The 11,944-nt window shown below is 71.4% G+C and carries 10 protein-coding genes and 1 pseudogene; 5 read left to right on the top strand and 6 right to left on the bottom strand.

Features of this window, described 5'->3' with window-relative positions:
- Nucleotides 1-245 precede the first annotated feature (245 nt).
- The 4 genes and pseudogenes from P8T65_RS03445 to P8T65_RS03430 form a co-directional block, all read right to left on the bottom strand.
- On the bottom strand, nucleotides 246-896 hold the full coding sequence (locus P8T65_RS03445; RefSeq protein ID WP_316723921.1) for a TetR/AcrR family transcriptional regulator: 651 nt from the start codon (nucleotides 894-896) through the stop codon (nucleotides 246-248).
- 616 nt (nucleotides 897-1,512) lie between these two features.
- Nucleotides 1,513-3,013: pseudogene (locus P8T65_RS03440) on the bottom strand (ISL3 family transposase).
- A gap of 129 nt (nucleotides 3,014-3,142) precedes the next feature.
- On the bottom strand, nucleotides 3,143-4,237 hold the full coding sequence (locus tag P8T65_RS03435; RefSeq protein WP_316723920.1) for a protein kinase family protein: 1,095 nt from the start codon (nucleotides 4,235-4,237) through the stop codon (nucleotides 3,143-3,145).
- Between the two features lie 2 nt (nucleotides 4,238-4,239).
- Nucleotides 4,240-4,923: a hypothetical protein gene (locus tag P8T65_RS03430; protein ID WP_316723919.1), complete on the bottom strand. Its 684-nt coding sequence runs from the start codon at nucleotides 4,921-4,923 to the stop codon at nucleotides 4,240-4,242.
- A 186-nt stretch (nucleotides 4,924-5,109) separates the two neighbouring features.
- Here P8T65_RS03430 and P8T65_RS03425 point away from each other — a divergent pair, with 186 nt between their 5' ends.
- The gene (locus P8T65_RS03425; protein WP_316723918.1) at nucleotides 5,110-5,673 is read left to right on the top strand and encodes a snapalysin family zinc-dependent metalloprotease; all 564 of its coding nucleotides are present in this window, start codon (nucleotides 5,110-5,112) and stop codon (nucleotides 5,671-5,673) included.
- Nucleotides 5,674-5,948: 275 nt separating this feature from the next.
- Entirely contained in the window at nucleotides 5,949-6,383 is a 435-nt protein-coding gene (locus P8T65_RS03420) for a cupin domain-containing protein (protein WP_316723917.1), read from the top strand.
- Between the two features lie 5 nt (nucleotides 6,384-6,388).
- On the opposite strand, the gene P8T65_RS03415 is transcribed toward P8T65_RS03420, so the two are convergent.
- The gene (locus P8T65_RS03415; RefSeq protein WP_316723915.1) at nucleotides 6,389-7,183 is read right to left on the bottom strand and encodes a methyltransferase domain-containing protein; all 795 of its coding nucleotides are present in this window, start codon (nucleotides 7,181-7,183) and stop codon (nucleotides 6,389-6,391) included.
- A 188-nt stretch (nucleotides 7,184-7,371) separates the two neighbouring features.
- Here P8T65_RS03415 and P8T65_RS03410 point away from each other — a divergent pair, with 188 nt between their 5' ends.
- Together P8T65_RS03410 and P8T65_RS03405 are read left to right on the top strand one after the other, a co-directional pair.
- Complete coding sequence (locus P8T65_RS03410; RefSeq protein WP_316723914.1) at nucleotides 7,372-8,256, top strand: LLM class flavin-dependent oxidoreductase; 885 nt, start codon at nucleotides 7,372-7,374, stop codon at nucleotides 8,254-8,256.
- A gap of 49 nt (nucleotides 8,257-8,305) precedes the next feature.
- Nucleotides 8,306-9,277: an LLM class F420-dependent oxidoreductase gene (locus P8T65_RS03405; RefSeq protein WP_316723913.1), complete on the top strand. Its 972-nt coding sequence runs from the start codon at nucleotides 8,306-8,308 to the stop codon at nucleotides 9,275-9,277.
- Between the two features lie 64 nt (nucleotides 9,278-9,341).
- On the opposite strand, the gene P8T65_RS03400 is transcribed toward P8T65_RS03405, so the two are convergent.
- Nucleotides 9,342-10,535: a hypothetical protein gene (locus P8T65_RS03400; RefSeq protein WP_316723912.1), complete on the bottom strand. Its 1,194-nt coding sequence runs from the start codon at nucleotides 10,533-10,535 to the stop codon at nucleotides 9,342-9,344.
- A gap of 217 nt (nucleotides 10,536-10,752) precedes the next feature.
- Between P8T65_RS03400 and P8T65_RS03395 the strand changes: the two genes are divergently transcribed.
- Nucleotides 10,753-11,934 carry a hypothetical protein gene (locus P8T65_RS03395; protein ID WP_316723911.1) on the top strand — a complete coding sequence of 394 codons (1,182 nt, stop codon included), beginning with the start codon at nucleotides 10,753-10,755 and terminating at the stop codon, nucleotides 11,932-11,934.
- Nucleotides 11,935-11,944 lie beyond the last annotated feature (10 nt).

Below are 11,944 nucleotides of genomic sequence, written 5' to 3'. Positions count from 1 at the left end.
CGGGCGTTCCCGGCCGTACGGCGGACGCCGTTCTGGTGACGGACATCGTCCCGCCTCCGCACGAGCGTCGCCAGGTTCCGCCGCCGCGCTTCGCACACCGCGCCGCAGAGCTCCGATCGTCCACGGGCCTCACCGCAGGCCCCGCCACACCTGCGCGGCCCGCGCCGGGCAGGGCGGCCGCCGAGCACAGCCCCAGCACCCGTCATGGCACCCCGAGCGCGGCCCAGCGACTCTGCCGGGCCGGGTCAAGTGCGCGACAGATCTCCTTCGATCAGGTCATGAGGTACGGCGACCAGCTCCAGACGACCGGCGGCGAGGGCCAGCGTCGAGGAGATCAAGGCCTGCAGGCAGGAGAGTTCCGCCTCGTCGTCGGGGTGTGTCAGGTGCTGCAGCACGAGTCCGTCGAATCCGGCGAGGAAGAACCGCGCGACCGTACTCGCCGGCTGTGCGAGCTGCCGGCCCGCACGCTCGGCCGCGTCCGTCACCAGCTCCGACGTCACGCTGAGGACGCCGAGATTGTGCGTTTCGAGTGCCTCGCGGAGATGGGGCGACCGGAGCGCGAACATGGTCAGTTCGGTGAGCAGCTGATAGCTGCTCGACTGGTGACGTACCGTGCGCCACAGGGCGGAGGCGAGCACCCCCATGGTTTCCTCGAAGCCGGCGTCGTCAGGTGCGGCCTGCCGCACCTGGCTCACCATCTCCTGGGTCAGGTGCTGGATGACGGCCCGGTAGAGATCCTCCTTCGTGCCGAACGTGTAGTGCACCGTGGCCTGTGCGACACCGAGCTCGGCGGCGATCGCACGGGTACTGCCGGCAGCGACTCCCTCCCTCGCCATGAGTTCGATGGCCGCTTTGATCAACTGAGGACGGCGCTCGGCCGCTGAGACATGAGCCATGCACCTACCATACCGACTTAATTAATCGATGGAGTCACTCGAACAACTTGAGTTCTCGCAGGTCGAGACCGGGTGATCGGCATCGGCGGGCCCCCTGGGACACCCAACTCACACAGGGAGGGCCCAAGGGGCAGGCTCGGGTGACGATCCGGCAGGGAAGCCTGCTCAGTCCATGCAGGGGGCTGTTCACGAGGAACTCGGGCTCGCCGATCTCGAACCGGCGCACCTTGGCCGGGAGCGCCGTGAGAAGGGCGTGCGCCCCAGCTGGCCAGGTTCTGGCCGACGCAAGAGTGGATGCCACACCGAAGCAGGTGATCGGCAGGCTTCCGGGTGACGACGAATCGCTCGGGATCGACCCACTGGCGTTCGTCACGGTTGGGGGAGGCGTACATGACGGCCACACGTTCGCCCGCCGGGATGGTGATGCCCCCGCACCCGGTGTCTTCCGCGCCGACGCGCGGCCGGCGGCCCGCGTCGCCGGCCGCACACGGTGGGCCGCGTCGCCGGCCGCACACGGTGTGCGGTCGCGGCCGCATCTTCACCGTCAGGTCCACAGTCGGCCTGACCGGTGCGCTCACCGACCCTGTCTCACATTCGGTGGTGACGGAGCGTGCCGCTATCCGAGGAGGATGCGGTGGCGAAGCAGGGTGAAGCCTGCTCGTCCGTGCATCTGGCGTGCGATCCGCTTGGTCTTGGTGTTGACGCCCTCGGTGGGGCCGTTGCTGTATGGAAGCGTGAGTCCGGCGATCACGGCGTCGACGTCCCGGTCCAGGCCGCGGGTGAAGGCATGTAGATGGGGCAGGTCGGCTGCTCGGACTTGGGCGATCCAGCGCGTGAGCGAGTCGGCGTTGTCGGCGTGTGGCGTATGGAGCGGGGCGAAGTCCCTGATACCGGCGGCCAGTTGGGTCATCTCGCGGCAGGCGGTGGTGAGCTTGGCCAGGAGCTCGTGTTGCTCGGCCTTGAGGTTGTCGGGCCTGGTCAGCGGCATCCGGGCGAACCTGCGCGGGGAGATATGGCTGCGGTCGGCGTCCGCGCGGCCCTGGTTGATGTACTTGTGCAGGATGTTCAGGCAGCCCGTGAAGCCGAGGGCTTTGATCTCTTCGAAGAGGTGGTTGACGGGGACGCCGGGGTCATCGGCTCGGCGTTTGCGCAGGTGCTCGCGGTAGGGGTCGACGAGGCTGGCGCGGTACTTGGGGACGCGGAGCATGCGCTCGGGCCGGTCGGCTCGCGCGTAGCGTTTGACGGTGTTCAGGGCGAGCTGGAGACGGCGGGCGCACTCGAGCAAGCCGATGCCCTGGTCGAGCAGCCCGTGGACCTGGTGCCAGCGTTCCAGGGTCGTCTGGGCGCGGGGCCCGTCGTGGATGGGCGCGTCCAGCACGGTGGCCCAACAGGTGCTGTGCGCCTTGACCTCGCTCAGAGCGGCTTCGCACAGGTTGTGCCACACATGCCACCGGTCCGCGACCTGCACCGCGTCAGGCAGGGCGCGCCGGATCGCCTCAGCATAGGTCGCTGAGCCGTCACGGCACACGATCTCAATGCCCGGATGCTCGCGCAGCCACGCCTCCAGGGTGTCGGCCGTGCGGCCGGGCAGCACGTCGATCCGTTCATGAGTCTCGGCATCGGTGGTCACGGTGGCGTAGCGGTGCCGCCGGCGCAGGGCGAAGTCGTCGACGCCGATCACACGGGGCACCCGCCCGGTGGGCAGCGAGATCCGCAGCAGGGTGCGCAGGGCCGTGTGACGCGACAGGCTCACCGCCAATATCGCCAGCAGACGTGCCCCGGCCCGCTAACTCCTTGACCACGGCCTTCACCTGCCTGGTCGGACGAGCGGTGCGTCGCTGGTACCGGTCCAGGACGCCGGGCATCTGTTCGCGGAAGGTGTGGCGGCAGCCGCGCGTGGGACACACCAGACGCCGCACCCGCACACGGACCACCACCCGTCGCTCATCGACCGGCACGTCCGCGACTGTCCGCCAGTGATAGCCGTGCACGCGTTCCGACGGGGCCTCGCACACCGGGCAGACCGCAGTGTCCCGCGGAGTCCGTGCCCGCACCACGATCCGCTCACCTTCATCGACCACATCCTCGACGACCAGCGGGGAAAGACCCGAGAACACCGTCTGCACAAGCTCGTTGACATCCTTCACGCGAATGTCAACGACCCTTACGACTCTCCGTCACCACCGAATGTGAGACAGGGCCGTTAGATTTACACTCCCGCACCACGGACGCGGGCGACACCCGCCTCAGCTGCCCCTGACCCGCCCACCCGACCTCGGGCCCCGCGCGTCGCCGTGCGGGGTTCGGCTCAGTTCCTCCAGCGGATACGGGGTGGTCCTGCTCTGGTGGCGGAAGCGGTGGTGGAAGTCGCCCATCACCACGGCGACCGGCGCGTGACGACGGAGGACCGCCGCGATCGCCGGAGGCATGCCCGCCGGGAACTCGCCCCGGGCGCAGGCGCGCACGAACTCCTGACGCTCCTCCGGGGCGCACCCGTACAGGGCGACGACCAGCCAGTTCACCAGATGGGTGACGGTGTAGTGGCGGTCGTAGGTGCGGTGCGCGTCGTAGAAGTCCGCCTCGGCCCGGGTGAGTTCGAAGCTCGACGCGAGGGAGAGACCGTAGTCGGCGAAGTAGAGCCGTCGGCCGTCGGTGAGGATGTTCTGGAAGTGCGCGTCGAAGTGCAGGAGCCCGTGGTCGTTCATGAACGACACGCCCGCTTCCAGCTCCCCCTCCACCATGGCGCAGGCCCGCTCGGCCGCCCCGTCGCCGGCCCCGATCCGAACGCCCAGCCAGTCGTGCAGGTTGTGCGGGATGTACTCCAGGAACAACGTGAGGCTCGCCGAGGAGTGCCGCAGTTCGTCGATCCGGCGGCGTATGCCCGGACCGCCTCCCCAGTAGGCCACGGCCCGTTCCACGTCCGCCAGTTCCTCGGGGAGCGGGCGACCGGCGTCGGGGAGGACGCGCCAGTGATGCATCAGGGGGAAGCCCTCGTGATCTCCCGCGATCACCCAGTTCGTCGTCATGGCGTGTACGGCCAGCTCGCGCCAGGCCCCGAACCCCGGTCCGCCGACGCTGCCGACACCGTACTGGCAGTGGACCGGCAGCCCGAAGAGGTTCGCCGTGGACCGGGCGTGCTCCGGGCGCCGTTCCAGATCGGTCAGGCGCACCTGCTTGACGAAGACCGGTGTCGCGTCGACATCCAGCAGTACCGACGTTCCGCCGATGCCGGAGCCCAGCGGGGTGGCGGCGTCGACCAGCTCCCGCAGTTCGCGGTCGCCGCACCGCGCCAGCGACGCGGCGACGGCGGCGTGCGTGGCCAACCGGGCTTCACGGGACATGTCTACGTCCGGTCCAGTCCCGCCAGACGCAGGGCTCTGGTCATCGCGGGCCGGTCCAGCTCGCGCCAGTCGGGTTCGTCGACGAGCGACATCAGCAGGTCCGGCGTCAGCCGGTAGTTCTCGGCGTGCTCCAACAGTGTCTCGGCGTCCTGCGTGGGCATGGTGCCGTGGTCCTCGTCGGCGATCGTCCTGAGCACGTCCTTCCGGTCGACGAAGCGGCTCATGCCGCAGTCGAGCCCGTCGTCGCCGAGACTCGCCGGATAGGGGGCGCGGGCCCAGCCGCCGTTCTCGAACCAGTAGACACAGCCCAGTTGATTACCCGACAGCAGATCCCGCAGGTGCTCGCGGGGGAGCCAGCCCGGTGCGCCGACGAACATGTCGACCGGCGGCTCGTGCCACTTGACCCCGCTCGACTCGTCCTCGCCGTAGAGCACGTACCGGCCCTCACCGCGCGGCTCGAGGCCCCACCACGTGCAGCCGCCGTCGTCCAGATGGAGTCCCTCGTCGTCCACCCAGGTCCCCGAGCGGTGGATCCCCGCTTCCTCGTCCGCGGTGGTCGCCTCCAGCACGGCGATCAGGGCCCACCGCGCCCACAGCACCTCCGCTGACGGCAGATCCTCGCCCAGCCCCGGCCGGTTGATGGCCATGTCCCGTCCTCCGGCCTCGACACCGATCGATCCATCCATGATCGGAGCAAGGCTCTCACGGACCGGGTGACCCCGGTGCACCGCCCGCCCTCTCCCGTCCGGCTGTCATGCCGCGCGACAACTCCACGCGTGGGCGGGCGGATTGACGGATTCATCGCCACCCCGGGCGGGCAGCTCCGATAGTGTCATGAGCACGACTAACCTTCCCCCACAAGGAGGTCGATCATGCACGTCCGTACGCTGACCGGCGGCCTGACAGCAGCCCTGTTGGTGTCCCTGTCCCTCGTCGGCGGCCCAGCGGTCGCCGCCGCCCCCGACGCGGCCCCCGCCCCCTCGGCCGCCCGGGTCCTCACCTACGACGCGAGTGGCTCCGCGGAGTTCAGGAGCGCCGTCGACCGGGGCGCCGCGATCTGGAACGAGAGCGTCGACGCCGTCGAGCTGAGGCCGGCCGCGGCAGGCCAACGCGCCAACATCCGGGTCCTCGCGGACAACGGCTGGCCGCGCGCCCTGCCCACGACCCTGGGCAACGGCACCGTCTACATCGGACGCCAGGCCGTCGACCAGGGCTACGACACGATCCGAATCTCCGCCCACGAACTCGGCCACATCCTGGGCCTGCCCGACCGCAAGCCGGGACCGTGCTCCAGCCTGATGTCCGGCTCCACCGCCGGCACCGCGTGCAAGAACCCGTATCCGAACGCGGCGGAGAAGGCCGAGGTCGAGGGCGACTTCGGCGGCCTGCTCGTCGGACGGACCCCGCAGGCGCTCCCCGACGTGATCGTGGACTGACGCGCACACTCGCCGCCCGGCCGTGTCCGCTCGGCCGAGTCCGCCCGGCCGGACGGCGAGTTGCTCACCGCTCGGCGTCAGTCGACCCGGCGACCCCGCATGGCCGACGCCCGTCGACGAGAACGCGCCGACTTTCGCCAGGACGTGTGCGGATTCACCGGAGGCAGGCCCAACAGCCCCTGAAACGGCCTATGTTCACGGCGACGACCATGTCCTCACTGTCTTCACCGTCTTCATTGCCCTCACCGTGCTCACTCGCTTTGCAGGAGGCCCGCATGCGCCGCACGTTCCGTACCGCCGTCGCCGGGGCTGTGACGGCCGCAGCCCTCGTATGGGGCGGCACCGCGCATGCCACCCCGGCGGGACCGGGAGTCAGCGGCCGGGTCCTCAGCCGGACCACCGTGAACGGCACCGACTACATCCTGCGGGAGGTCACGATCCCGCCCGGCCAGGCCACCGGCTGGCACTACCACGACGGACCGCTGTATGGCGTCGTCAAGCAGGGCACCCTCAGCCACTACGACTCCACCTGCGAGACCGACGGCGTCTACCGCACTGGGGACCGCATCCAGGAACCGGCCGGCCCCGGCTACGTCCACATCGGCCGCAACCTGGGCGACACCCCGCTCGTCCTGGTCGTCCTGTACGTCCTGCCCCACGGCTCCCCGTTCTCCGAGGACGCCCCGAACCCGGGCTGCTCCTTCGAGTGACCCCCTCAGGTGCGGCGGCCGACGGCGACATAGGTGTTGCCGAAGAACCGCAGGCCGCTCAGGTCCTGTCCGATGTCGGCGAACGCGTCGTCCCAGCGGGCGATGTCGTCGGCAGTGACCAGACCCTCGGAGAGCAGGGCGTCACGTGCCGCCCAGGCGGGACCGCGCATGCCGGGCGGGGGAGTCATGACATTGATGTGGCCCTCGTAGGCGATGACGTCGAGGCCCGCCGAGGCGAGGAGTTCGTCCAGCCGGGTCCCGACCGCGAGATCGTTGCCCCGGCGCCGGTGCAGTTCCCGGTAGCGCTCGTGCATCTCGTCGTACGCGGCGGGCGCGCCCCGCAGCCGGAAACCGGTCGCGTCGACGTCGACGAGGTACACCACGCCGCCGCCGGGCCTGGCCAGCTCGGCGAGATGGTCCACGATCGCCTGCTCCCGGCCGCCGTTGTGGGCCAGCACATGACGGAGCATCACCACGTCGAAGGTGCCCTCGGCCAGGCCGGTGGCGTCGGCGGATCCGGTGCCGGTGTGCACGCGGACGCCCGTGCGCTCGGCGAGCGCGGAGGCGACGGCCAGCGCGTCGGCGTCGCGGTCCACCGCCCACACGCCGCCCTCGGGCCCGACGATGTCCGCCAGCCGCACGGACAGCGCACCCGGCCCGCATCCCACGTCCGCGATCCGCGCCCCGGGCGCCACCCCGGCGGCCGCCCACAACTCGCGTTCGCGCCGCTCGGCGATGTCGGCCATGAGCCGGTAGCGCGCGATCTCCGAGTCGTCGAGGGTCAGTGAGTAGTCGGCCACTGCGGTTCCTCCCAGGTTCGTCGGTGGCTCATTGTGTGCGGTGGGACGCCTCCGCGGACCCAGTAGGACGCACACGGCGTTTCTCCGGTTGTCGGTGTCGGTGTGGGGTGTCGGTTGCCGTCCACGGTCCGGGCGCGGGGCGGATACGCCGTTGATCCGCTCGCCTGACGCCACGTAGGTTCGCCCGTATGACGAACGTACGGATCGGTGTGATGTACGACCGCGACTGGGCCCCGGAAGGGTTGCCGGAGTTCGCGCGGCGGGCCGAGGCGCTCGGGGTGGACGACCTGTGGGTGGTGGAGGACCTCGGCTGGAACGGCGGCGTCACGGCGGCGGCCGTGGCTCTGGGCGCGACACAGCGTCTGCGGGTGGGCATCGGCATCACTCCGGCCCCGCTGCGCAGCCCGGCGCTGCTGGCGATGGAACTGGCCACGCTGGCCCGGGTGTTCCCCGGCCGGCTGGTGGCCGGCATCGGGCACGGCGTACGGGAATGGATGGCCCAGGTCGGTGTCGCGCCCCGCTCCCCGCTGGCGCTCCTGGAGGAGACGATCACCTCCGTGCGCGCGCTGCTGCGCGGTGAGCGTGTAGCACTGGCGGGGCGTGAAGTACGGCTGGACGGAGTCGAGTTGGTGCACGCGCCGACCGAGGTCCCGCCGGTCGTCGCGGGCGTGGTGCGTCCCCGTTCCCTCGAACTGTCCGGCCGCGTCGCCGACGGCACACTGATCGCCGAGGGCCACGGGCCGCGCGACCTGGAGCACACCCGCGAGCTCGTCGCCAAGGGGGGCGCGACAGCCGACCACACACTCACCGTCTTCGCCTTCGCGTGCGTCGGTGACGACCCCGGCGAGGTCGCCCGTACCCTCCACCCCCACACCGAGGGGCACGGCGCCTGGCTGGGCCGTCCCCAGGAGGAGGTCTTCACTGTCTCCGGCGACGCCGCCGGGGCCTCCGGCGCCGTCCGGGCGCTCGCGGATGCCGGCGCCGACACGGTCGTCCTGCGCTTCGTGGGCGAGGACCCGCTGCGGCAGCTGGGGGCCGTGCTCGAAGCGTGGCGCGTGGCACCCACCACCTGACCTTCCTGTCGGCTGTTTCTGATCCGCTCAGGCGGGGACCCGGCCGATTATGGTGCAAATCGGCTACACGATGATGACCGAGCAGGCAGGCCCCCGTGACCTCGTCGACCACGTGGTGCGGGCGGAGGCCGCGGGGTTCGACTTCTCGGTGACCTCCGACCACTACTTCCCGTGGCTGCGCTCGCAGGGCCGCTCACCGTACGCGTGGAGTGTCCTCGGCGCGGCCGCCCAGGCCACGTCACGCATACCGCTGATGACCTATGTGACCTGTCCCTCGTTCCGCTACCACCCGGCGGTGGTGGCGCAGAAGGCGGCGACGATGCAGTTGCTGTCCGAGGGGCGTTTCCGGCTGGGGCTCGGCTCCGGGGAGAACCTCAACGAACACGTGGTGGGCGGCGGTTGGCCGTCCGTGAACGTCCGGCACGAGATGCTCGAAGAGGCGGTGGAGATCATCCGGGCGCTCTTCGGTGGCGGCCATGTGAACCACCACGGCACGCACTACGACGTGGAGTCCGCCCGGCTCTGGGACCTGCCGGACGACCCGCCGCCCCTCGGTATCGCCGTCTCCGGCGAGCAGTCGTGCTCCCTCGCGGGCAGGCTCGGCGACCTGGTCATCGCCACGGAGCCCGAGGCCGGGCTGCTCCAGGCGTTCGACCGGCACGGCGGCACGGGCAAGCCGCGCGTGGGTCAACTTCCCGTCTGCTACGACACCGACCGCGACACGGCCGTACGGCGCGCGCACGAGCAGTTCCGCTGGTTCGGTGGCGGCTGGAAGGTCAACTCGGAACTGCCGCACCCGGATTCCTTCGATGCGGCCACGCAGTACGTCACGCCCGACGACGTCGCCGCGTCCATCCCGTGCGGCGACGACCCCGACGCGTTCGTCGAGGCCGTACGCCCGTACGCCGAGGCCGGGTTCACCGAGATCGCCCTCGTCCAGATCGGCGGCGAGTCCCAGCCCGCGTACCTGGACTGGTCGGAGAAGACCCTGCTGCCCGCCCTGTGCGAAGCCTTCGCCTGACACCCGTCACCGGGGCCTCGCCCCGAGACCCGAGACCGTAGACCCGAGACCGTAGACCCGGGGGCTACGCCCCGTCGCTGCCCCGCCGCTCCGCGCCCAGTTCCGAGCCGAGTTCCGTGCCGGTGGACGGGGCGCCCTCCGCGGATTCCTCTCCGTGATCGGTGGCGGCGGGACGCGAGGAGGCCTTGGGGCCGCCCTTGAAGCGCTCCAGCGTGCGCGCCAGCTGTTGGAACGGGGACACCGCCGGCTTCCCGGACGGCGGCTGCGCGGCGGGGGCGGCCTCGGCGGACTCACGGTAGGCGGCGAGCGCCTCATGGGCGCGCTCGGTCGCCTCCCGGTACAGGTCCCGGGAAGCGGTCATGGCCTCCAGCGCCTCCGCGTACATCGCCACCCGCTTCCGCTCCCGCGCGAGTTCCTCCTCGAGAGTGAGCAGGTGCCAGTCGTCCCGCAGCGCCGTGAGGGCCTCGTCGGCGCCGTCGGGCAGCGGGCGCGACAGCGCGGCGAACCGCGTGACCGCCGCGACGAGGGCGACCGGCTCCGAACCGTCCAGGAACACCGTGCGTACGGTGAAGTCCTCGGTGTCGTAGCCGGAGGGGGCCGGAGTGCCGGGCAGCACCACGGCACCGCCGCGCGGTACCTCGGCGTCGAACTCACGCAGCGCCCAGTTCACGACCCGTACCTGGTGCGGGGCGGCACGGTGCTCGACCACGCGGTGGCGCAGACTCGGCGACAGCCAGCGCGCCAGGGGCAACTGACCGCGCTCGTCCGTGGTCATCGCCTCATGGACGACGACGTGCACGCACCACCCTCCGCGCCCCGCGTCCCGAAGCACGCGCCGTACGTCCTTGTCGTCCTCGGGGAGGGCGTTGATCCTGCTCAGCGACAGGCCGGTGACGGCGTCGTGGTCCCAGTCGCCGTACTCCGGCCAGAACCGGGTGACGGGGGAGGGCCACGCCGGATCCCACGGCTGTTCCGCCTCCGCGAGGAGGGTCCATTCCCGGCCCCCGCCCTGGTCGGGCGCGAGGGCGAGTCGGGCACGCACGGTCACGTCGTCGGCGACCCGCCAACGGGCCTCGAAGACCCGCTCCGGGGACTCGCCCCCCGGGTCGGGCACTTCGAGGAAGTCGTCGATGACCTGACTGTCCTTGAGCTGCCGCAGAGTACGACGGAGGACGTCCTCCGCGTCGGGTCCGATGTGGCGGCCGCGTGCCGGCCACACCGTCGGGGGAGTGGGACGAGCTGTGGGGGAGGTCGGCATGAGTCCATCGGGAAGCAGGGGCACGTGCGTCCACCAGTATCCCCGCCGCACCCACCCGCAGCTCACGCGGGGGGTCCCGCCGCGGCCTCGGCCTGCCGGAGCTCCGCTGTCCCGGGGCGCCAGCGCAGTGCTTCTGTACCGCTGCGAACGGAAAACACGTTGGTCTGTCGTCGCTGTACTGCGACGATGCCGTTCTGAATTTCCCAGCGGAGGACGGTTGTTCGTTTTTGAGTGTGTGGGGTGCGGTGCCGCGCTGACCGCCCCACTGTCCCGGGTCACCCTGCCGGTTCACGCCCATCAGAAGTACGGGAACGGGATTCAGTTGCCGGTGCTCATGGAGTCGGGGACCTTCGCCGTGGAGGTGGAGCCCAGCGGCCCACCGTGGCGGTTGTGGGAGGAGGTCGACCCGGAGGAGGCGGCGGCCCGAGGCGTCCACGCGCCGGTCCCCGCCCTCTCCGACGGCCCGCCCGGCGCGGTCGTCATCGCCCCCGGAGACGCCCGCGGCACCCGGCTGATCCCAGAGAAGGCCGGCGGCTACTGCTGCGGTCTGGACGGGGCCGACGGGCCCAACATGGCCTGCGAGGCGTGCGGTCTGCCCGTGGCGAGCCGGATCGACGACTGCTCGCTCTGGCAGGCGGTGTGGCTCTCCCCGAACGCCGTGCGCCGCCGCCGCGTGGGCGACGCCCCGCCGCTGTCCTGGTCGGAGCTGATGGAGACGGCGCAGATCACGCGGCCGTTCGAGCCGATCGCCGCATGGGGTTCGATCTCGGGCACGCACCACTGGTGGTCGTGGAGCCCGGAGTGGGAGGCGGCGGCCGGCCGGGCGCTCGCACACCTGCTGGCGGCCTCGGAGGGCCGGCCCGTGACCGTCCCGGACGGCCTGACGGCGGAGGTCTTCCGACGCGCCCTCGACGCGTTCCTGCCGGCCGGCCCGATGCGGCCGCCCGCCGACCCGCCGACGCTGCGAGCCGTCCTCGCAGGGCCGGAGTGCCCCGCCCCCGACTCCGGCGCCGACTTCCTCCTCGTACCGGTCCATCCGCAGACGGGGGAGCTGTGGACACCCCCCGGCGGCCGGTGGGGCGCGGCCACGGCGGCACCCACCCAGTCATCCCCCCAGGCACCCACCCCGGTGACCCCGGCCGCCCGCCCGGTGCCGCTGCCGTTCGGGGTGTGGCGGTGGCTGGTCTTCCCTGAACCATCGCCGCCCCTCCTCCTATCGGGCGGAAAGCATGCCGACATCCTCGGCGACGATCCGCCCCCACCGCGTCCCAGCCATCCGTTCCGCATGGACCCGGGCGCCTTTCGGCACACCCTGGCCCGGTTGCCGGCCGCCCGCAGCCCGTGGCTCCGCGAGATCCTGGCCGACCTCGTACGCCACATGCAGGCCGGCATCTTCTAGCCGGTCGGCG

It is taken from the genome of Streptomyces sp. 11x1 (assembly GCF_032598905.1).
In the GTDB taxonomy this organism is placed as follows: Bacteria; Actinomycetota; Actinomycetes; order Streptomycetales; family Streptomycetaceae; genus Streptomyces.
Note: the sequence above shows the minus strand (reverse complement) of the source record. Positions and strands in the feature narration are given on the sequence as shown.